Annotated in this window: 22 protein-coding genes; 1 reads left to right on the forward strand and 21 read right to left on the reverse strand. The window is 49.0% G+C overall.

Features of this window, described 5'->3' with window-relative positions:
- Positions 1–9 precede the first annotated feature (9 nt).
- Positions 10–978, forward strand: a complete 969-nt coding sequence (ispH, locus tag BBP27_RS07325) for a 4-hydroxy-3-methylbut-2-enyl diphosphate reductase (RefSeq protein ID WP_049331909.1) — start codon at positions 10–12, stop codon at positions 976–978.
- Positions 979–1,099: 121 nt separating this feature from the next.
- Here ispH and ftsZ read toward each other — a convergent pair whose 3' ends face one another.
- The 21 genes from ftsZ to BBP27_RS07430 all read right to left on the reverse strand — a co-directional run bounded on the left by ftsZ (position 1,100) and on the right by BBP27_RS07430 (position 22,281).
- Positions 1,100–2,299 (reverse strand): cell division protein FtsZ, encoded by a 1,200-nt coding sequence (gene ftsZ / locus BBP27_RS07330; RefSeq protein ID WP_003748303.1) that lies wholly within the window; start codon positions 2,297–2,299, stop codon positions 1,100–1,102.
- A gap of 252 nt (positions 2,300–2,551) precedes the next feature.
- Entirely contained in the window at positions 2,552–3,805 is a 1,254-nt protein-coding gene (gene ftsA, locus BBP27_RS07335; protein WP_003682483.1) for a cell division protein FtsA, read from the reverse strand.
- Positions 3,806–3,879: 74 nt separating this feature from the next.
- Positions 3,880–4,599 (reverse strand): cell division protein FtsQ/DivIB, encoded by a 720-nt coding sequence (locus BBP27_RS07340; RefSeq protein WP_188212069.1) that lies wholly within the window; start codon positions 4,597–4,599, stop codon positions 3,880–3,882.
- Entirely contained in the window at positions 4,589–5,503 is a 915-nt protein-coding gene (locus BBP27_RS07345; RefSeq protein ID WP_003748301.1) for a D-alanine--D-alanine ligase, read from the reverse strand. The genes BBP27_RS07340 and BBP27_RS07345 overlap by 11 nt, the downstream gene beginning before the upstream one ends.
- A gap of 88 nt (positions 5,504–5,591) precedes the next feature.
- Entirely contained in the window at positions 5,592–7,001 is a 1,410-nt protein-coding gene (gene murC / locus BBP27_RS07350) for a UDP-N-acetylmuramate--L-alanine ligase (RefSeq protein ID WP_188212070.1), read from the reverse strand.
- Between the two features lie 165 nt (positions 7,002–7,166).
- On the reverse strand, positions 7,167–8,234 hold the full coding sequence (murG, locus tag BBP27_RS07355; protein ID WP_188212071.1) for an undecaprenyldiphospho-muramoylpentapeptide beta-N-acetylglucosaminyltransferase: 1,068 nt from the start codon (positions 8,232–8,234) through the stop codon (positions 7,167–7,169).
- Between the two features lie 4 nt (positions 8,235–8,238).
- Positions 8,239–9,501, reverse strand: coding sequence for an FtsW/RodA/SpoVE family cell cycle protein (locus BBP27_RS07360; protein ID WP_036493408.1), 1,263 nt, complete (start codon positions 9,499–9,501; stop codon positions 8,239–8,241).
- A gap of 289 nt (positions 9,502–9,790) precedes the next feature.
- The gene (locus tag BBP27_RS07365) at positions 9,791–10,351 is read right to left on the reverse strand and encodes a L,D-transpeptidase family protein (protein WP_188212072.1); all 561 of its coding nucleotides are present in this window, start codon (positions 10,349–10,351) and stop codon (positions 9,791–9,793) included.
- A gap of 13 nt (positions 10,352–10,364) precedes the next feature.
- Positions 10,365–11,702: a UDP-N-acetylmuramoyl-L-alanine--D-glutamate ligase gene (gene murD, locus BBP27_RS07370; protein WP_188212073.1), complete on the reverse strand. Its 1,338-nt coding sequence runs from the start codon at positions 11,700–11,702 to the stop codon at positions 10,365–10,367.
- Between the two features lie 43 nt (positions 11,703–11,745).
- Complete coding sequence (locus BBP27_RS07375; RefSeq protein WP_188212074.1) at positions 11,746–12,777, reverse strand: SEL1-like repeat protein; 1,032 nt, start codon at positions 12,775–12,777, stop codon at positions 11,746–11,748.
- Between the two features lie 65 nt (positions 12,778–12,842).
- Positions 12,843–13,985 carry an SEL1-like repeat protein gene (locus BBP27_RS07380; RefSeq protein WP_265511050.1) on the reverse strand — a complete coding sequence of 381 codons (1,143 nt, stop codon included), beginning with the start codon at positions 13,983–13,985 and terminating at the stop codon, positions 12,843–12,845.
- Positions 13,986–14,068: 83 nt separating this feature from the next.
- Positions 14,069–14,872 carry an SEL1-like repeat protein gene (locus BBP27_RS07385; protein WP_128580138.1) on the reverse strand — a complete coding sequence of 268 codons (804 nt, stop codon included), beginning with the start codon at positions 14,870–14,872 and terminating at the stop codon, positions 14,069–14,071.
- Positions 14,873–14,939: 67 nt separating this feature from the next.
- Positions 14,940–15,428, reverse strand: a complete 489-nt coding sequence (locus BBP27_RS07390) for a group II truncated hemoglobin (protein ID WP_128580139.1) — start codon at positions 15,426–15,428, stop codon at positions 14,940–14,942.
- Between the two features lie 115 nt (positions 15,429–15,543).
- Entirely contained in the window at positions 15,544–16,626 is a 1,083-nt protein-coding gene (gene mraY / locus BBP27_RS07395) for a phospho-N-acetylmuramoyl-pentapeptide-transferase (RefSeq protein WP_003685861.1), read from the reverse strand.
- Positions 16,627–16,727: 101 nt separating this feature from the next.
- Entirely contained in the window at positions 16,728–16,877 is a 150-nt protein-coding gene (locus tag BBP27_RS07400) for a hypothetical protein (RefSeq protein WP_003748282.1), read from the reverse strand.
- Between the two features lie 16 nt (positions 16,878–16,893).
- Positions 16,894–17,325 carry a hypothetical protein gene (locus BBP27_RS07405; protein ID WP_188212075.1) on the reverse strand — a complete coding sequence of 144 codons (432 nt, stop codon included), beginning with the start codon at positions 17,323–17,325 and terminating at the stop codon, positions 16,894–16,896.
- A 2-nt stretch (positions 17,326–17,327) separates the two neighbouring features.
- Positions 17,328–18,695, reverse strand: a complete 1,368-nt coding sequence (locus BBP27_RS07410; RefSeq protein WP_188212076.1) for a UDP-N-acetylmuramoyl-tripeptide--D-alanyl-D-alanine ligase — start codon at positions 18,693–18,695, stop codon at positions 17,328–17,330.
- Positions 18,692–19,222, reverse strand: coding sequence for a hypothetical protein (locus tag BBP27_RS07415; protein ID WP_188212077.1), 531 nt, complete (start codon positions 19,220–19,222; stop codon positions 18,692–18,694). Before BBP27_RS07415 ends, BBP27_RS07410 begins: the two co-directional genes overlap by 4 nt.
- Positions 19,222–20,076: a peptidase gene (locus tag BBP27_RS07420; RefSeq protein WP_188212078.1), complete on the reverse strand. Its 855-nt coding sequence runs from the start codon at positions 20,074–20,076 to the stop codon at positions 19,222–19,224. The genes BBP27_RS07415 and BBP27_RS07420 overlap by 1 nt, the downstream gene beginning before the upstream one ends.
- 24 nt (positions 20,077–20,100) lie before the next feature.
- On the reverse strand, positions 20,101–20,622 hold the full coding sequence (locus tag BBP27_RS07425) for a M23 family metallopeptidase (protein WP_188212120.1): 522 nt from the start codon (positions 20,620–20,622) through the stop codon (positions 20,101–20,103).
- Between the two features lie 180 nt (positions 20,623–20,802).
- On the reverse strand, positions 20,803–22,281 hold the full coding sequence (locus tag BBP27_RS07430) for a UDP-N-acetylmuramoyl-L-alanyl-D-glutamate--2,6-diaminopimelate ligase (protein ID WP_188212079.1): 1,479 nt from the start codon (positions 22,279–22,281) through the stop codon (positions 20,803–20,805).
- Between the last annotated feature and the right edge of the window lie 9 nt (positions 22,282–22,290).

A 22,290-nucleotide genomic window follows, 5' to 3' on the forward strand; every position in this document is an offset into this window, starting at 1 on the left:
GGAACACACATGACTCAAAAAACCATTATCCTTGCCAATCCCCGTGGCTTTTGTGCCGGCGTTGACCGCGCCATCAGCATTGTTGAACGTGCACTCGAAGAATTCGGCGCGCCTATTTACGTCCGCCATGAGGTCGTTCACAACAAATTCGTCGTGGACAATCTGCGGGCAAAAGGTGCCGTATTTGTCGATGATTTGGCGGATGTACCCAAGGGGGCCACGCTGATTTACTCGGCTCACGGCGTATCCAAAGCCGTACAGGAAGAAGCAGCACAACGCGGTTTCCGAGTTTTTGATGCCACCTGCCCTTTGGTAACCAAAGTCCACAAAGAAGTAGCCCGCCTCGATGCCCAAGATTACGAAATCATCATGATCGGCCACAAAGGCCACGTCGAAGTAGAAGGCACGATGGGACAATTGCCTCCGGGTAAAATGTTTTTGGTCGAGACAGTGGAAGATGTGGCCGGGCTGAACGTCAAAAATCCTGACAAGCTGGCCTACGTCAGCCAAACCACTTTATCGGTGGACGAAACCAAAGACATCATTGCAGCTTTGAATCAACGCTTCCCCAATATCCGCAATCCGCACAAAGAAGACATCTGCTATGCCACAACCAACCGCCAAACTGCCGTTAAAGAATTGGCGGAAGAATGCGATCTTGTGATTGTTGTCGGCTCGCCCAATTCTTCCAACAGCAACCGCTTGCGTGAAGTAGCCGCATTGCGCGGAGTTGATGCCTATATGGTCGATAATGCTTCCTATCTGAAAAAAGAATGGTTTGAAAACAAAACCAAGGTTGGTGTAACTGCTGGCGCATCTGCGCCTGAAGTCTTGGTTCGAGAAGTCTTACAAACCATTCAAGACTGGGGACATGAGACCATACGTGAAGGAGAAGGCGCAGAAGAAAGCATTGTATTTGTCTTGCCTAAAGAATTGCGCCGCGAGGGAGAAAACAAGCAAATTCTCAATAAAGGGTAGGTTTGTTATTTGCTTTATTTGAAAACTCAAGGCCGTCTGAAAATTTTCAGACGGCCTTGAGTTTATTTTGCCAATAAAAAAGACCTGCCTTAAAGGCAGGTCTTTTCATACCTTATCCTGATTATTTCTCAGGAGTGTGTTGCTGACGGCGCAAGATTGCCGGAATTTCAAAGTCATCCAGTACAGACTGGTTGCTGAAATCAGCCGCAGTCAGATTCATAGAACGGATATTGCGGTTGGTACGAACCAAGCTTTCAGCGCTGCTTTGGCTTTGAGCTTGAGGCGCTTCTTCCGCACCGCGTACCAATTGTTGGGTACGGGCAGCAGCACGCAGTTGGTTGTCAGTACCGTTTTCTTTCAAGCCGGTAGCAATAATGGTAATACGGATAGCGTCTTCGCTCATGCTCTCATCTTCGGCAGCACCAAATTTGCATTCCACTTCAGGGTGTGCATTTTGGTTGACGATGCGCATAATCTCGTTGAACTCAGACATTTTCAGGCAGCCAGGAGCAGTGGTAATGTTTACCAATACACCGCGTGCGCCATCCAAAGTAACATTATCCAAGAGCGGGCTGGAGATGGCTTGATCGGTAGCCAAACGGGCACGGTCAATACCTTGCGCGAAACCTGAACCCATCATGGCGATGCCGCGATTGCTCATCACGGTTTTCACGTCGGCGAAGTCCAAGTTGATCATGTCGCTCGGGCAAGTCACCACTTCGGAAATACCGGCAACCGCGTCACGCAATACATTGTCGGCCGCACGGAAAGCTTCACGCATGGTCACGTCTTCGCCCAAGGCAGTCATCAATTTGTCGTTCGGGATAATAATCAGGGAGTCAACGCGCTCTTTGAGCTGATCCAAACCTGCTTGAGCGATGTGTACGCGTTTGCCTTCGTAAGCAAACGGACGGGTTACAACCGCAACGGTCAGAATACCCATTTCTTTAGCGATTTCAGCCACAACAGGAGCAGAACCGGTACCCGTACCGCCACCCATACCGGTAGTGATGAACAGCATATTTGCACCGCGGATGGCATCTTCGATGGCTTCGCGATCTTCTTGGGCTGCAGCACGGCCGATTTCAGGATTTGCACCAGCGCCCAAACCGCGAGTCAGGTTTGTGCCCAATTGAATGCGTTTGGCCGCATTGTTTTTAGCCAATGATTGCGCATCGGTATTGGCACTGATGAACTCAACACCATGAATAGTGTTGGCAACCATGTTGTTGATGGCATTACAGCCGCCGCCACCCAAACCGATAACTTTAATAACAGCAGGGCTTGTTGCTGATTCTGCTACGTCGTAAACAAATTCCATTCAATAATCCTCCGCGCCCCGCTTTATAAGGACGGTTCAAAAATAACTTATTATCCGTATTATATAAGAAGTATCCAGATACTGGCAAAAATCTTCTTACCATTCGGCTGTCGGCGTTATATTTTTACTACATTTTTTAACAGAAAATATACAAGTTTTAAATTATCCACTTAGCAATTATTTAAAACCGTTTAATTCCACTTAAATATTCAGGACAAACGGTTGCTACACCGTCTGCCCTGAAAACTTTTATCAGAAATTGTCTCTGAAGAATCTTTGGATTTTTTCCCACAGACCCATTTTTTTGCCTGAATCATTCAGGGCAATCGCACCGGTTCGGCTGGTTTGCTCACCCTCTTCGGCAGCATAGGCCGTCTGAAGTAGGCCAATTGCTGTTGAATAGCGTGGATTGCGGATACGCTCGGATACGCCGCCCATTTCTTGTGGAACACCGATACGGGCCGGCAAATTAAAGACTTCTTCCGCCAACTCAACAATACCGGTCAACATAGAGGCACCGCCGGTCAAAACGATACCGGAAGTCAGCACTTCTTCAGGGAAGCCGGAACGGCGCAATTCGTTCAGCGTCAATTCCAAAATCTCTTCTACGCGCGGACCGATGATTTCAGCCAATACGCGGCGTGAAATTTGACGTGATTGACGGTCGCCAACGCTAGGAACTTCAATCATTTCATCCAAGCCGTCCATAGTCGGAATGGCGGCGCCGTAATGGATTTTGATGTACTCGGCGGCACTGTGCGGCGTACGCAGGGCTTGTGCCAAGTCTTTGGTAATCAAATCGCCGGCAACGGGAATAACCGCAGTATGGCGGATGGCGCCATTGGTATAAACCGCGATGTCGGTCGTACCGCCGCCGATATCGATGACGCACACGCCCAAATCTTTTTCGTCTTCAGTCAAAACGGCGTGACCGCTCGCCAAAGGCTGAAGCATGATTTGATCCATTTGCAGGCCGCAGCGTTGGATACATTTTTGGATATTTTGCAAAGCAGTGTTCGCACCGGTAATGATGTGCACGCGGGTATCCAAACGCACGCCGCTCATGCCGATAGGCTCTTTCACACCGGGTTGGTTGTCGATGATGTACTCTTGAACCACGGTATGCAAGATATTGTGATCAGGCGGAATATTGATGGCTTTGGCTGTTTCGATGGCACGATCGATGTCGGCTTGCGATACTTCGCCATCTTTAATTTTGACCACGCCTTGTGAATTCAGGCTGCGGATATGGTTACCGGCAATACCGGTGACGACGTGGGAAATTTTGGTATCTGCCATCAATTCGGCATCTTCTACCGCCTGACGAATGGCTTGAGCGGTAGCGTCGATATTGGTCACCATACCTGCACGCAGGCCGCGTGAAGGGCTTTGGCCCAAGCCGACAATGTGGATTTCATTATCTTCCCGAATCTCGCCGATTAAGGCGATGACCTTGGACGTACCAATGTCTAAGGCACTGATATATTTATTTTGTTGTTGTTCCATAATTGCTCGTTCGCTATGTTGTCTGACTGACGGTTTGATTATTTTTGAAACAAGATTGCTTCACGTCTAATCGGCTATTTACTGTCGGAAGGGTTTTCAGACGGCCTGTAACGGACTGAAAAACCATCCTTATAACGCATATCGACATACTCGATACGACTTTGTTTTTTACGCAGCAGCGACGGCCAAATCTGGGCAAACTGCTGCAAACGTTTGATTTCGTTTTCACGCCCCAAGCGCACGGTAATGCCGTTGTTCAATACAAGCAACCATGCCGATCGCGGCGTGTAGATCAATTCTTTGATGGTCAGTTTCAACGGACTCAAAATACCGGAAAAGTCCGCATAATGTTTGACCATGTCTTTGCCTGTCCCCTGCTGCCCTTCAAATATAGGCAGGTCCTGTTTCAGGCTTGCGGCAAACACATTGCCCTTACTGTCCACCAAGCCGCCAGCGCGCCAGTGTGCAACCGGCACGCGCTCGGTCAGGATAATTTCCACGGTTTCCGGAAAACGGCGGCGCACCATTGCCGAGTCAATCCAAGGCAACTCCTGAAAAGCGGCCTGCGCCGCATCAATATCGGCGCGGAACATATTACCCCTGATATGCTCTCTTGCAACAGTTTGCAATTCTTTGCCGGAAGCATATTTCAGCTTGCCCTGAATGGCAATCTGTTTCACAGGGAAATATTTGGAATTGTAAAGCCAAGCTATGCCCGAACCTATCAGCAGAAAGGCCATCAACAACAATAGCCGGCGGGTCAGCCGACCCAGTGCGCCTGCATCATCCCACATGAGCGGTCTTCAAAATCTCAATACATAAATCAGCAAAATCTACGCCGGTATGGGCTGCAGATTTTGGCACCAAACTATGGCTGGTCATACCGGGCAAGGTGTTGATTTCCAAAAGATACAGCTTACCGTCCGTATCTTTCAGGAAGTCCACGCGCGAACAGCCGTCCGCACCAATCGCCTGAGCGCCACGCACGGCCAGTTCGCGCATCAGGTTTTCCTCCGCCTCGCTCAAATCTTCCGACGGGCATTGATAAACCGTATCGTCGCGGTTGTATTTGGCTTCGTAGTCGTAAAACTCGGTAGCCGGAATAATATGAATGCTCGGCAGGCCTTTACCGTTCAATACCGGACAAGAATATTCGCCGCCGCCGATGAAGCGCTCGGCAATAATTTCGCCCTGCAAATGTTTCAATTCTTCGTAAACGCTTTTCAGACGGCCTTTTTCTTTAACTTTTACCACACCGACGCTGCTGCCTTCCGCGGCGGGTTTCACAAACATCGGCAGGCCCAATTTTTCTTCAACAGCATCAAAGTCGCTGTCGTCATGCAATACGGCAAACTCAGGAACAGGCAAGCCCACAGCCTGCCAAATCAGTTTGCAGCGGTATTTGTCCATACCCAGCGCGGAAGCGGCCACACCGCTGCCGGTATAAGGAATACCCATCAGTTCCAACGCGCCCTGAATCGCGCCATCTTCGCCGAAAGTGCCGTGCAAAATATTGAAGGCCGTCTGAAAACCTTGGGTTTTCAATTCAGACAACGGGGTTTCTTTGGGGTCAAACGCATGGGCATCCACGCCTTTGCTTTTCAAGGCAGCCAAAATAGCGGCGCCGCTGTCCAGAGAAACTTCGCGCTCGCTGGAGAAGCCGCCCATCAACACGGCCACTTTGCCAAAATTCTGCATAATTTCTACTTTCTTAAATACTGATACAGGCCGTCTGAAATATTGTTCAGACGACCTATGTGTCCTCAAAGGCAAATATGCCTGTTTATTATGATTGTTTCGACAATTCCACCAATGCAGACGGAACGCGGTTGATGCTACCGGCACCCATATTCAGAACAACATCGCCGTCTTGCAAAACATTCAGCAGCATTTGCGGCAGATCGGCAACGTTTTCGCAGTAAATCGGCTCAAGTTTGCCCAATACGCGGATGGCGCGCGCCAAGGCGCGGGAATCGGCTGCGGCAATCGGCTCTTCGCCTGCGGCATAAACTTCGGTCAACACCAGCGCATCAACGGTATTGAGGACTTTGGTAAAGTCTTCAAACAAATCGCGCGTGCGGGTATAGCGGTGTGGTTGGAAAGCCAAGACCAAGCGTTTTTCAGGGTATGCGCCGCGTGCGGCGGCCAGAGTTGCCGCCATTTCGACGGGATGGTGGCCATAATCGTCCACCAGCAGCGCGGTTCCGCCGTTTGGCAATTTGATGTCGCCATATTTTTGGAAACGACGGCCGACACCTTCAAAGCCGAGCAAGCCTTTTTGAATGGCTTCAACCGATGCACCAACTTCCAGCGCAACGCCGATAGCCGCCAACGCATTGAGGACGTTGTGTCGGCCGGGCATATTCAAAACAACTTCAAATGGCTCTTGCTCATGTTCTTTCATTTGAACATGAACGGTAAATTTCATTTGCGCGCCGACGTTTTCGATATCGGTCGCGTAGATATCGGCAGTATCGTCCAAGCCGTAAGTGGCGTAAGGTTTGCTGATTTTCGGCAAAATCGCGCGGACGTGTTCACTGTCGATACACAAAAAGGCTTTGCCGTAGAACGGCATACGGTGGATGAAGTCGACAAACGCCTGATGCAGTTTCTCAACGCTGTGTCCGTAAGTGTCCATGTGGTCTTCATCGATATTGGTCACGACGGACATAATCGGCGTCAGATACAGAAAAGAAGCATCGGATTCATCGGCTTCGGCAACAATGTATTCGCCTTTACCCAAACGGGCGTTGGTACCAGCGGCGTTGAGTTTGCCGCCGATAACGAAAGTCGGGTCGAGTCCTGCCGCGCCGAGAATAGAAGCAGTCAGGCTGGTGGTTGTGGTTTTACCGTGCGTACCGGCAATGGCGATACCATCGCGGAAGCGCATCAACTCTGCCAACATCAGCGCGCGCGGAATGACAGGGATTTGCTGTTCCAACGCAGCGACGACTTCGGGATTGTCTTTTTTGACGGCGGTAGAGGTAACAACCACGTCGGCGCCATTGACGTGTTCGGCAGTATGACCGGGATAAACTTGGATGCCGAGAGCGCTCAAATGCTCGGTAACGGCATTACGCGCCTGATCCGAACCGGAAACTTTAAAGCCCAAATTGTGTAAAACTTCGGCAATACCGCTCATGCCGACGCCGCCGATTCCGACAAAATGGATGTTGGTCACTCGATTTTTCATCATAATGTTGCGTTCCGGTTGGTTTTTAGTGCGTAAAGGCGTTATTTTAAAGGGCTATCCGCTTCTGCGCTATGCTTTTATTGTAAAGGAATTTTAACAAAAGCAATAAAGGCCGTCTGAAATGCCGTTAATCAACTTTTCAGACGGCCTTGAACAAAGTCTGCCTGCTTATTCGGTACAGGATATGGCAATTTCCGCCACATCGTCCGCACTGTGCGGCAACGCCAAGGTACGGGCATTTTTCGCCCATTTCAGGCATTTTTCACGATTCAAGCCGCCGAGGATTTCGGCCAGTTTTTCTGCCGTCAGTTGAGTTTGCGGCAGCAGCAAACCGGCTTCGGCCTGCACCATAAAACGCGCATTGGCTGTTTGATGGTCGTCCACTGCGTACGGATACGGCACCAGCAATGCACCCAAACCGGCAGCCGTCAGCTCGGCAATCGTCAGCGCGCCGGCACGGCAAATTACCAAATCGGCATCACGGTAGGCAAACACCATATCGGTAATAAATTCAACGCACTCGGCTTGCACGCCCAACGCATCGTAATCCGCCTGCAGGTTGCCCAATTTATTGCGTCCGGACTGATGATACATTTGCGGACGGGCCGCTTCAGGCAATAATGCCAAAGCTTGCGGGACGGTTTTATTCAACACATCCGCACCCAAACTGCCGCCGACCACCAAAACTTTCAGACGGCCTTGACGGTTTTTAAAGCGTTCTTCAGGAACAGGCAATGCCGCAATATCGGCACGGACAGGGTTACCCACCAATCCGCCTTCATGTTGAAAGGCTTTGGGGAAAGCATACAGAACACGTTTTGCCCAACGCGACAGTTGGCGGTTGGACAAACCGGCTACGGCGTTTTGCTCGTGAATCACAATCGGCACCCCGGAAATTTTTGCCGCCACGCCGCCGGGGAAAGTCACGAAACCGCCAAAACCGATAACGCACTCGACACGGTGTTTCTTAATAATCTGCTGCGCCTCGCGGACGGTTTTGTACAGCGTAAACGGCAACATCAGCTTACGCTTGATGCCGTTGCCGCGGATGCCTTTAATCGCCAGCGTTTCCAAGCGTATGCCGTATTGCGGCACGATGCGCTCTTCCATCGAATCTTTACTGCCCAGCCAAATCACATGATGGCCGCGCTTTTGCAGCGACTCGGCAACCGCCAATGCAGGGAAAATATGACCGCCCGTACCGCCGGCCATCAGCATAAAAGTTTTACCGCTCATGGTTTTACTCCACCGAATAACCGCGCATTTTTTGGCGGTTTTCATAATCAATGCGCAATAACAAAGTAACGCACACCAGCATGATAAAGACAGCCGAACCGCCGTAAGACATAAACGGCAAAGTCAGGCCTTTAGTGGGCAGGATACCGATGTTTACACCGATATTGAAGAAACTTTGAATACCAATCCAAATGCCGATGCCGTTGGCAATGTACGCGCTGAACATCAAGCCCGAATCACGCGCCTGTTTGCCGATGGAAAACGCGCGCCACACCAGCCAGCCGTAGCAGAACACCAAAACCAGCATCCCTAAAAAGCCGAATTCTTCACCGATGACGGCAAAAATAAAGTCCGTGTGCGCTTCCGGCAGATAGAAACGTTTTTCTAAACTTGCGCCCAAACCCTCGCCAAACCAGCCACCGCGCGCAATCGCCATTAAAGAATGCGTCAGCTGATAGCCTTTGCCCAAAGGATCGCTCCATGGGTCCAAAAACGCCGCCACACGCGCCATGCGGTAAGGCGCGGCTAAAATCAGCAAACCCATTCCGCTCACAACGGTCGCCACCAATACGGCAAAATACTTCCACGGAAAGCCTGCCAAAAACAGCATACCCATGGTAATCACGACAATCACGACAAATGAGCCGAAATCCGGCTGGCCCATAATCAAAACCAAACCGACCGCCACCGACATAATCGGCAAAATCAGGGTTTTAAACTTACGGAAGCGTTCCTTTACCCTTACCCAAGCTTCACTTTTAAAAGGGCTGCACACCAAATCGCCAATACCGGTAAACAAAGACGACCAACCCAAAGAATCCAAATCGCGCAACATTTCTTCACGGCGCGTAAACAGGCTGGACAAATACAAAACCGTTGCCAATTTGAAAAACTCGGTTGGCTGCAAGTTGAGCGGTCCGATATGAATCCAGCGCGTCGCGCCGTTAATCTCACGGCCGACAAACAAAACCAGCAACAACAGCAAACCGGAAATGACAAAATAAAACGGAATAATCCGCCGCCAAAAGCTCATTTTCAGCAGGAAAAGCGGCAAGCACATGGCCACCGTAAACAGGATAAACATTGCCTGTTTGGACACAAAAGAAAACTGGCTGCCCCCATCCGATGCCGCATATGCAATAGAGGCTGAATAAATCATTACCAAGCTGAAGGTCGTCATCAAAACGACCATCCACAAGAGAGAAACATCAAACTTCCGACCATCGCGCGCAATCGGCCGGTCAAGCATTTTGGAAAGACTAATCATGAAAACATCCGTAACGGCTTGAATAAAATATTCAGACGGCCTGCTAATGGGCAAGAGGCCGTCTGAAAAAATGAATTAACGTTATTTTAAAGGTTTATTTCCAAACCAACAATTCAGAATCTACGGTTAGAAAAGAGAAAACGTGTTGACCTATCTTGAGGGATGACGAGCGGTTTGTCTGAGATGAAACCCCGGCATCAAATCCCCTCCCCTGCCGAGTTTTCAGACGGCCTGACAAGCAATCGACTACCCGTTCCAATCTGCCCCATCACTTCAACAGACATAAAACCTACGGCAGAATTTCAATTTCCGCATTGTGCTTTACGCTACGGTAGAGTTCATCGACTTCTTCGTCCGTTACCGCGATACAGCCGTCGGTCCAGTCTTTTTGCAGGTGTTTTTTGCCGATAAAACCCCAGCCGTTTTTCATGCCGTGGATTTTAATCAGCCCGCCCGGGCTTTTGCCTTGTGCCGCAGCGTAGGCTTTGTCGGCTTCGTTGGGGTAGGAAATACCGAGGTTTTTATGGTAGCCGCTGTTGGGATTACGCTCATTGATGCGGTATTTCCCTTCGGGCGTTTTGCCGTCGCCTTCAAACTGTTTATGCCCGACCGGTTGCTTGCCCAACGAAATGGGATAGGTTTTCAGCAACTTGCCTTGCGAGTACGCCGACATGGTGCGCTTGCTTTTATGCACGACCAACCTGTCGATAACCGCATCTTCAGGCAACGGCGCTTCGCTTGGCGTGGCAACGGTTGTCGTGGAACGAATCGGCGCGGCAAACCAAAACACCAAAGCGGCGACAGCCGAAAGCACGACTGCCGCCAAGCCGATCTTCAAACCCACTTTCATCTTTCAGACGGCCTTACAAAGCTTTGAACGCCTCGATAAACACTTCCGAACGGTGCGCATAGCCTTTGAACATATCGAAGCTCGCACAAGCCGGGCTGAGCAACACGATATCGCCCGCTTCAGCTTGGGCGTATGCCGTCTGAACCGCTTCTTCCAAAGTGGCGCAGTCGGTCATATTCAGACCGCAGCCGTCCAAATCGCGGCGGATTTGCGGCGCATCGACACCGATCAGGAACACGCTTTTTGCCTTGCCGACAAGCGCGTCGCGCAATGGCGTGAAGTCCTGCCCTTTGCCCATGCCGCCCAAAATTACGAAGAGCGGATTTTGCAAACCAGCAATCGCGGCTGCAGTTGCGCCGACGTTTGTGCCTTTGCTATCGTCGATGAATACCACGCCGTTTTTCTCGCCGATTTTTTCCACGCGGTGCGGCAGGCCTTGGAAGGTTTTGACGTGTTCGAGCAATGCTTCGCGCGGCAAACCGATGGCCTCGCACAAAGCGACGGCAGCCATAACGTTGGCGGCGTTGTGCAAACCTTGTAGCGGGATGTCTTGCGTGGCAATCAAATCTTCATCGCCTTGTTTCAGGCAGCCTGTCTCGCGTTCCAACCAAAAATCGGCTTCGTGTTCCAACGAAAACCATTTCACCTCGCGTCCTGCCCGTTTCATGGCGCGGCAGAACACGTCGTCTGAATTTAAAACCTGCACGCCATCGCCACGGAAAATCTTGTCCTTGGTATGCGCATAGTCGAGCAGGTCGTCGTAGCGGTCGAGATGGTCTTCGGAAATGTTCAGCACCGTCGCCGCAGTCGGGCGCAGGCTTTCAGTGTTTTCCAGTTGGAAGCTGGAAAGCTCCAACACCCACACGTCCGCTTTCTTGCCTTCACGCTGCAATTCCGCCTCCAAAACAGGCGTACCGATATTGCCCGCGATAACGGTATCCAGCCCGCACTTGATGCAGAGATAGCCCACGAGGCTCGTTACCGTGGTTTTGCCGTTGCTGCCGGTAATCGCAATCACCTTGTCGCCGCGGCGGTTCACAACATCCGCCAGCAATTCGATGTCGCCCAACACACGTCCACCGTTTTGCTTGAACACCTCGATATCCGGCTGCCGCTCGCTGATGCCGGGGCTGAGCGCCAAAATATCGAAACCATTTTCCAGCGCATCTTTCAGACGGCCCGTGTAAAACACCAGCCCGTCAAACATCTTACCGATTTGCGACACACGCTCAGCTTTCAGCTCCGCATCATAAGCGGCAACCTCCGCGCCGTTTTTGCGCAGGTAGGCAATCATGGAAATACCCGTGCCGCCTAGTCCGGCGACGAGGATTTTTTTATTTTGAAAAGTCATTTTGGTTTTGTCCTAAGTTTTTTCAGACGGCCTTTAGAAAAATTCAATATCCTGCCCGATTCAATTCTCGGTAAGCATCGCAACCTCGTTGCAATCCATTATCACAAGCCTTACCAAACCACCCTTTGGCGATCTTATAGTTCTGACGAACACCTTCTCCTTTGGCATACATCACACCCAAATTATATTGGGCTTCTGCAAGCCCTTGTTCTGCTGCCTTGCGATACCACTGCACTGCCTGTGCATAGTCTTGACGGGCTCCTTGTCCTTCCTTATACATCACACCCAAATTAGATTGGGCATCGGCATACCCTTGCTCTGCCGCCTTGCGATACCACTGCACTGCTTGTGTATAGTCCTGACGGACTCCTTTACCTTTTTCATACGCCACACCCAAATTATATTGAGCATCGGCCAATCCTTGTTCTGCCGCCTTGCGATACCACTGCACTGCCTGTGTATAGTCCTGACGGACTCCCTGTCCGTTGGCATACATTACACCCAAATTATATTGGGCTTCTGCATCCCCTTGTTCTGCCGCCTTGCGATACCATTGCACCGCCTGTGTATCATCTTGACGAACTCCTTTACCTTTTACATACGCCACACCCAAATTATATTGAGCATCGGCCAATCCTTGTTCTGCCGCCTTGCGATACCACTGCACTGCCTGTGTATAGTCCTGACGAACTCCTTGCCCATTGTAGTACCTCACACCCAAATTATATTGGGCTTTTGCATGCCCTTGTTCTGCCGCCTTGCGATACCACTGTACTGCCTGTGTATAGTCCTGACGAACTCCTAGCCCATTGTCGTACCTCACACCCAAATTATATTGGGCTTTTGCATCCCCTTGTTCTGCCGCCTTGCGATACCACTGCACCGCCTTTGTATAGTCTTGACGGACTCCTCGCCCACTGTCATACATCAGACCCAAATTAAATTGGGCTTTAGCATACCCTTGTTTTGCAGCTTGAAGCGTTTCCTGAAAATCCGGCACATTATCCGCACAAACCTCCTGCACTAAGCACAAAGATAATAGGATTCTCATTATTTTTTTTAATAATTTATTCATTTTAAAATCCATTACATTCAAATTATTATTTCTGTTTTATCCTAGTTTTTCAGACGGCCTTTGATTCAAAATTCTGCACCATCCAAGTGACGATACGCCTCGCAGCCTTGTTGCAATCCATTCTGACATGCCTTACCAAACCACTCCTTGGCAAGAGTATGATTTTGACGAATGCCTCGTCCGTAATAATACATCTCGCCCAAATTATATTGAGCATCAGCTAAGCCTTGTTCTGCTGCCTTATGGTACCACTGTGCTGCTTGTACGTAGTCTTGACGGTCTCCTTGCCCAGTGGCATACACTACACCCAAATTAAATTGAGCTTTGGCATTTCCTTGTTCTGCCGCCTTGCGATACCACTTCACAGCTTGTACGTAGTCTTGCTCAACTCCTTGGCCATTAGCATACATTACACCCACATTTAATTGCGCAACCATATCACCTTGCTCTGCTGCCTTTCTGTACCACTCAATCGCCTGCACATAATCTTGTCTTACACCTTTTCCGCTAGCGTACATACCACCTAAATTATATTGTGCATCTACATTCCCTTGTTCCGCAGCTTTACGATACCATCCTATAGCCTGTATATGATCCTGATGTACTCCTTCCCCGTTAGCATATGCCACACCTAAATTATACTGACCTATGGCATCTCCATGATCAGCCGCTCTACGAAACCATTTCAACGCCTGCTCATAGTCTTTGCTAACACCTTGCCCATTAGCATACAGCATACCCAAATTTAACTGAGCATCTGTATTTTCCTGATCCGCAGCCCTATGAAACCATTTTGCAGCTTGAGCATAGTCTTGATTAACACCTTGTCCATTTTGATACAGCATGCCCAAATTATTTTGGGCTCCAGTATCACCCTGTGCGGCAGCCTTACGATACCATTCCGCCGCCCGTACGTAATCTTGACCAACACCTTGCCCTAGCTGATACATTACACCCAAGTTAAATTGAGCTTGAGCATTCTCTTGCTCTGCTGCCTTATGAAACCACTGCACTGCCAGTCTGTTGTCTTGATTAATACCCTGTCCATTGGCATACATTGCTCCAATACTTAATTGAGCTTCTGGGTCTCCTTGCTCCGCAGCTCTCAGCATATTCTTAAAATCCGGAATACTTTCAGCTAAAGCTGCCTGCCCTAACCCAAAGCAAGCCATCACGCCCATTATTATTTTTTTCATCGAAACCTTCATTCTAAAATCCATTACATTCAAATTATTATTTCTGTTTTATCCTAGTTTTTTCAGACGGCCCTTAGCAAAATTCAATACCCTGTCTAATCTAATTGGCGATAAACATCACAACTTTGCTTGTCTCCATTAGCACAAGCCTTCTTAAACCATTCTTTAGCAACTATTTTACTTTGACGTACACCTTGCCCTTTTAGATACATTACACCTAAATTGTATTGTGCAATGATATTTCCCTGAGCTGCCGCTTTGCGATACCATTTAAATGCCTGTGCATAATCTTGGTGAACACCTTGCCCATTAGCATACTTCGTACCTAAATTATTTTGAGCTTCGGCACCCCCCTGTTCCGCCGCCTTACGAAACCATTTGACCGCTTCAACATGGTCTTCCCGAACACCTTGTCCTTTTTCATACATCGAACCTAAATTGTTTTGTGATGAAGCATTTCCCTGTTCTGCCGCCTTACGAAACCATTTGACTGCTTCTGCATAGTTTTGGCGGACTCCTTGTCCTTCCTTATACTTCACACCCAAATTGTTTTGGGCTTCTACATAACCCTGTTCTGCTGCTTTGCGATACCATTTTACAGCCTCAACATAGTCTTGACGGACACCCAGTCCATAGGCATACATTCCGCCCAAATTGTGTTGTGCAGCGCCATGCTTCTGTTCTGCTGCCTTGCGATACCATTTAACCGCTTCAGCATAATCTTTACGGACACCTTGTCCGTTACGATACATCTGACCAAGATTGTATTGGGCGGCAACAACTCCTTGTTCTGCCGCCCGTAAGGTTTCCTGAAAATTAGGAACATTATCCGCCCACACTAGTTGGCTGAAACTCAAGGCAATCATGCCCAACATTATTATTTTAAAGCACTTATTCATTTTAAAACCTATTACTTTTTACTTTTAAATTATTGTTCCTGTTTTATCCAAGAAGTTTCAGACGGCCTTAACTAGTGAATTCCTTAAAAAAGCTATTCACACCGTAGCTACTCAAAATCTGCTGCAATTCCGGTGCGCGTACCCATGGATCAACCGCCATCGGCGGCATTGGCGGTTCGACACCGTCTTCGTTTTGATTACGACACCAATCTGCCATCGCAAAAACTTGGATTAACACCGGTTCGGCAAGTACTTTGTCGATGTCCAGTTCGCTCATGGCTTGGGCAAAACAGGCGATCCATTCGTTGCGGACTTGTACGTTGACGGCAAAAGGCATATGGCGGGCACGCAGTTGGGGATGGCCGTATTTTTCGACAAAAAGTTGCGAGCCGCCGAGCCAGCCGCTAAAAAATTCGTAGAGTTTTTCGCGTATCAGGGTCATGTCTTCGCCGTGCATTTGGCGCAAGGTTTGGTATTTCGGCTCGAGTTCCATCAAATCGTAGAAACGGTCGGTCAGGGTGCGGATGCCGATTGCGCCGCCAAAAGATTGGTACATGTTTGGGGACTTTCTGTGTGGATTATTACGGGATTTATTTTGAGATGTAGGATTCAGGCAAGCATGCTTACCTTACATAATGGCCGTCTGAAAGTTTCAGACGGCCTTTGGAGATTTAGCGGATTTTGAGGGTACTCAAACCAATCAGCACCAAGACGATGGTGATAATCCAGAAACGAACAACAACTTGGGTTTCTTTCCAGCCTTTTTGTTCGTAATGATGATGAATCGGCGCCATCAGGAAGATGCGTTTTTTGGTTCGTTTGTACCAACCGACTTGCAACATAACGGAAATGGCTTCAACAACAAACAGGCCGCCCATGATGACGAGGACAAATTCTTGGCGGATGATGACGGCAACGGTACCGAGCGCCGCGCCAAGCGCGAGCGCGCCGACATCGCCCATAAAGACTTGTGCCGGATAAGCGTTGAACCACAAAAATCCGAGACACGCGCCACACATGGCGGTACAGAAAATCACCACTTCGTTTGCGCCGGCAACGTAAGGCAGTTGCAGGTATTGTGCAAATTGGGAGTGTCCGCTGGCATAAGCAAAGATGGCAAGACCGGCTGCGACAAGTACAACGGGGAATGCGGCCAAGCCATCCAAACCATCGGTCAGGTTAACGGCATTGGATGTGCCGACGATGGTCAGGTAAGACAATACCAAGAAACCGACTACGCCAAGCGGCAAGGCAACTTGTTTGAAGAAGGGAACAATCAGGATATTGTTGGCGGAATTTGTAGCAAGGTAGAACAATGCCAAACCGGCAATAATGGCAACGCTGGACTGCCACACCATTTTAAATTTGGCAGACACGCCGTTAGGGTCTTTATAAACCACTTTGCGCCAGTCGTCATAAAAACCGAGTGCGCCGGTAGCAAGCAAGACGCCTAAGAGAATCCAGATATAAGGATTTGCCCAGTTGCCCCACAAGATTGTGGACACGGTAATGGCGGTCAAAATCAGCGAGCCGCCCATAGTTGGCGTACCGTTTTTGATCAGGTGGGTTTGAGGGCCGTCGGTACGGACGGCTTGGCCTACTTTAAGCGCAGTCAGTTTGCGGATGGTCCATGGACCCAACAATAATGAAAATACCAGCGCAGTCAGCGCAGCCATCACGGCACGAAATGTGGTGTATTGAAAAATATTCAGACCGGTTAACCAGTTACTGAAATGTGCGAGCCATAAAAACATGGGGCTTCCTTTTTTGTTTTTGTTGTTACAGCGGGCTTATTGCCCAATTAAAAATCAATCGGTATGCCGTCTGAAATTTCAGACGGCCTTATTGAGTAAGATTATTTCTCTACCACGCAAATCGGATAGTTTCCAGGATTCTTTCCGCCTCCTAAGTCCAAACAGGTATCTTCATAGATAAATGCCTGTACTTTCATTCCGGCATAAAATGCTGCAATCAGCAATCCAGCCAATAGTAAAATCTTTTTCATATTTCTGACGGCCTTCTTAAGTTTTATTTTCTTGAGTCTGAAAATAATCTTTGGGATGTAAACAAAACAAGCTGTAACAAATTACAACACGAATAATGACATCCAACAATGGAAACCCATTCCTAGGGGAAACCAAATAACCGACCATATTGTAGACGATATACAGTATACAGCCATACAGCCACAATCTACGCGCCCAATCCTTACCTCTCCATAGCCCAACAGCACTAACCAGCATCAATATCACTTGCACAAGCAAATGAAAATTTCCTAACCAAAATTCAAACCACCCCCAACGTCCACTTGTACTTTCGTATGCTTCGCTTATTGCCTCAAACCCTACATCTTTGATGTACTGCCACACTACAACCGGCCATAAAACTGCTGCCACTACCATCATCCCAACGATAACCTGCAACAGTATAGGCCGTTTCCTTTTCTGTTCCATTTTCAGACAACCTCTTTATCCGTCAGTGCCTCGACCACTTCTTCCATCTTCATAAAGCGCGAGCCTTTGACCAATACAGTAGCGTGTTCAGGAAAGTCGTGGCTCATCACTTGAATCAGCGGATCTTTGTCAGCAAACCACAAACCTTCCGCGCCAAACGTTTCCGCTGCTTCAACGCTGTTGTCGCCGACAAAATACGCGGCCTCAATGCCTTTATCCCGTGCATACGCGCCAACTTCGGCGTGCATGGCAGCGGCTTCATCCTCACCCAATTCGCCCATGTCGCCCATCACAAAAATACGCGGCGCAGGCATAGCGGCGAGCACATCAATGGCGGCTTTCATGCTGTCGGGGTTGGCATTATAAGTATCGTCAATCAAAGTCGCGCCTTTAATGCCTTGCTTGATATTCAGACGGCCTTTGATATTACTGAAATTTTTCAGGCCGTCTGAAACTTCGGCAAGGCTCAAACCTGCCGCCAAAGCCAGAGCCGCCGCTGCTACGGCATTATGCACATTGTGACGGCCGGGAACTGGCAATACCACGGCAACACGTTCATTACCACGCACCAAATCAAATTCGCAGGACAACGGTTTCAACTCAATATTTTCTGCATGGACATCGCCACTGACAACGCCGAAAGTCTGAGTGTTCAATTGCGCAGTAGCCGCTTCAAATGTAGCGATATTGGCATCTTCGCACGGAATCAGCGCAATGCCGTCTGAAAGCAAACCTTCGTAGATTTCACTTTTGGCTTTGGCAATATCGCCGACACCATCGAAACCGCAGCCGACATGCGCGCGCAAGGCGTTATTGACCAGAGCAACATTCGGACCGGCGATTCGGGTCAACAAAGACAATTCGCCAAAATGGTTCATACCCATTTCAATGACGGCATAGCGGTGTTTTTCGTTCAGTTTCAACAAAGTCAGCGGCAGTCCGATATGATTGTTGAAATTACCGGCAGTCGCCAACACAGCTTCATCACCGAATCGATGACGCAATACGCCAGCCAACATCTCTTTAACCGTCGTTTTGCCGGAAGAGCCGGTAATACCAAAGACAAACGGATTCACATTTTCACGCCACGCCTTCGCCAGTTTTTGCAAAGCCGCAAGCGTATCGTCAACCTTCAACGCGCCTTTCAAAGCCGCGCAATCTTCGCGCGAAACCACAACCGCCGTTGCCCCAGCTGCCAACACATCTTCAACAAAGTCATGCGCGTCAAAGCGTTCGCCGGTAAGCGCGAAAAATACGTCGCCGTCCTGAATATCGCGGCTATCGGTAACAATACGTGAAACGGGTTGATTTTCAGACGGCATCGGAAGGTTGAGGGTCTGACAAATAAAATTAAGGTCTAGTGGTTTCATGATTGTGTTTCTTGTCCTTGTTCTACTTGTTCTAACGGTTCCACATTTTTATCCGTATTTTGGGAAACCATTTTTAAATGACGATAATTGCGTCCTGCCAGCACAATAAAAAGAATAGCGGCAAAATTTATACCGACAGTAAGTTTATGTACTATAAGGCTAAATGATAATTGCAGTACACTTTCTATATAATATGTAAAAGAAAATACATCGCTTGCAAAAGCAATCTGCAATAAGCATGGCGTGTACACATATATCATTCTTTTAAAACCTACTTCACGGAATTTAAACGCATTCCATGCTGCAGACAGCGCCAATACACCTAGAGCGAAAACTAAAACGCCAAACAACACAGCCCATGCCATGTTGTTAATCAGTCCCTGCACACTCTGAATTGATGCCAGAATCAACCAAACCACGCCCTGCACAAAAGTCAGCCATGCCATAAATTTGCCGCTTTTGGGCAATTTTTTATATTCAGGAAATGTATTGGAAAACCAACTTTTCATTTTATAAATTTCTTTCATCAACTGCCGATTTTCCCGTACTGCTGGTAATCGGAAAAACACAATACAATGGTTTTACCGTTTTGGCGGTAGGGGTGGCAAAGGCTGTAATTGCCGTCTTTTGCCTCATAACGTATTTCATTTGTTTGTCCGGCAAATATTCTTTGCAAGTATTCACGCTCACTCAGATTTGGCGCATAAAGATATTGCGTTTTGCTGATTGTTTCTTTATTGCCATTCCGAGTAACGACAAAACCATTATCATCACCTACTCCCTGAGTATCAGGTGCCTGCTCATCAATCCCACTTAACTGGGAATCAGCTGAGAAAGCCAAATAAACCTGTTTATTACCTATTGTATCCGGCACAATCACCGTAGCCGCTTTAAAGGCAGAATCTTCCTTCGACATCAGCTCAAGGATTAACGCTGCTTTTTTGATATACGCAAAATCAAAACGATAATCTGCCAACGCGTTGATTTGAGATGGATTATCCTTGACGATGCGCTCTAGCGATTGAGTCAAAATCTGACGTTTTTTCTGAACAGTCAGATAATTTCCTCCGAATAGCAAAGCTGCCAAAACAGGAAATACGGCCAACAACAAATATAAGGTTTTCCGGCCGCCTTTGCTTTCTTCCTCTTGTCCTCGCTCGGCGATACGGGTCAGATTCAGCATGATGTTCAATATCAAAGCACCCGCCATCACGGCAAAAATCCCCAAAATACTCATCAGGAAAATTTCCGTAATGTATTCGCGGAATACCTTAAGCCCGAAAACATTGGATAAAATCAGAACAAATACCCAGTACACCAGCAGCACGACTGCCACCATACCGAGGATATTCGTTGCCTTAACCAATTTCTTTGCGTTCATACTCTCAAATCTTGTTCAGACGGCCTATCTGCTCTGATTAATCAGCGGATACGGATTCACCGCGCCGTTTGGCAGATACACGCCGTAATGCAGGTGGGCCGGTGTAGTCCTAGCGTTGCCGGTTTTACCGACATAGCCGATGACCTGCCCTTCTTTTACTCGCTCATACAGGCGGATACGGGCAAATTTATTCAGGTGGGCATAGTAATGCCACGCACCCGGCCCTTGAATACCGATAACTTTACCACCCAATCGGTTGCGCCCGATTTTGGTCACGATGCCGGGCGTGGTACTGCGTATCGGCGTGTTTTTCTTGGCAAAAATATCCACACCTTCATGCCTGCGCCCCTGACTGCGCGCCGCGCCCCAAGTGTCGTCAAAACGCTTGCCTTTAACGGGATTCGGCAGGCTTTGCTCGGCCGGAGGCTGTTGCGCCCTCAACTGCTCGATTTCGGCAGTAGGACGCGGAAGTTGTTTGGTGGCACAGCCAGCGAATAAAACTACGGCTGTACTGATTAATAAGGTTTTTGTCGGCATTTTCAGCATCAAATCGGTCTCCTTGTTGTTCAGACGGCCTTGTTAAAAAGTCTTCTGGAACAAACAACTGTGATGGGTTTAATAGCTGACGTGCCGTAATGCGTGTGTCGTATTGCTTTTATTGTATAGGTTTAAATCTTTTTCAGACGGCCTTAAGGTTTCGGGCCGTCTGAACATTTGCGATATGGTCTATCTGCGCTCTGCCAATGCTTTTTCTGCGATTTCAAAATCGGAAAAATGGTGCTTCACGCCTTGTACATCCTGATAGTTTTCATGCCCTTTACCGGCAATCAGAATGATGTCGTTCGCGGCAGCCTGCTCAACCGCATAACGGATGGCAACGGCACGATCAACTTCGACGCGTTCAGGATTAGGGACGGCAGGCAAAATATCGTTGATGATGTCTTGCGGATTTTCCAAGCGTGGGTTGTCGCTGGTTACGACAACTTTATCTGCGCCCTGCACGGCTGCTGCGCCCATCAATGGGCGTTTGCCACGGTCTCGGTTGCCGCCACAACCGAATACGCACCACAAAGCCGCACCCTGCGGTTTGATTTCCTGCAAGGTAGAGAGTGCTTTTTCCAATGCGTCAGGTGTATGGGCGTAATCGACGACGACCAGGGGCTTGCCGCTGTTCATGATGCAGTCCATGCGGCCTGAAGCAGGACGGATTTTTGCCAATACTTCCAAAACGTTATCAAGAGGATAACCGTTGGCGCAAAGCAAGGCGATGCAGGCGGCGAGGTTTTGCGCGTTGAACCGTCCGAGCAGGCGGGTGCGGCATTTTCCTTCGCCCCATGGGGTTTGGAATACGGCTTCCATGCCGTCTGAAGAAGCGGTGAAATCGGTAATGCGGATATCGGCGTGTTCGCTGAAACCATAGCCGTAAACGGCTAAATCGGGACAGTCTTTTTTCAGACGGCCTGCGAGTTCCGCACCGTATTCGTCATCGATATTGATGATGGCGTGTTGCAGGCCATGCCAGTAAAACAGACGCGACTTGATGGCGCCGTAGGCCTCCATCGTGCCGTGGTAATCGAGGTGGTCGCGGGTGAGGTTGGTGAAGATTGCACTGCGGAATGGCACGCCGTTGACACGCGATTGGTCAAGGCCGTGGCTGGAGACTTCCATCGCGGCGGCTGTTGCGCCTTGTTGACGGAAGCGGTAGAGCAGGGTTTGGACATCGACAGGGGCGGGGGTGGTGTGCGTGGTTTCTTCCAATGCGCCCCAAAAGCCGTTGCCGACCGTGCCGATAATGGTGGTTTTTTCACCCAACAGATCGGCAGCTTGCGCCAGCCATTGTGTGATGGAGGTTTTACCGTTGGTACCGGTTACGCCCCAAACTTTAAGGCCGTCTGAAACGTTGCCGTAAACTTGTGCTGCCAACATGCCGGCACGGTGTTTCAAATCTTTGATGCCTTGATTGGGGACTTTCCATTCGGGATTCCACGCAAATTTGCCGTCATCATCCCAAAAAACAAAGGTTGCTCCGTTGGCAATGGCGGCAGGAATATAGCTGCGGCCGTCTGTATATTCGCCCTGACAGGCAACGAAAATGTCACCCTGCTTAATTTGTCGGCTGTCTGAATGCAACAAACGCCCTGCTGTGTTTTCACACAGCAGAGGCGGAAAGTTGGTTTCAGCCAAGGGGGTTAACTTGCTGAACATAAACAATAT

This window comes from Neisseria sp. RH3002v2g, from assembly GCF_014596425.2.
In the GTDB taxonomy this organism is placed as follows: Bacteria; Pseudomonadota; Gammaproteobacteria; order Burkholderiales; family Neisseriaceae; genus Neisseria.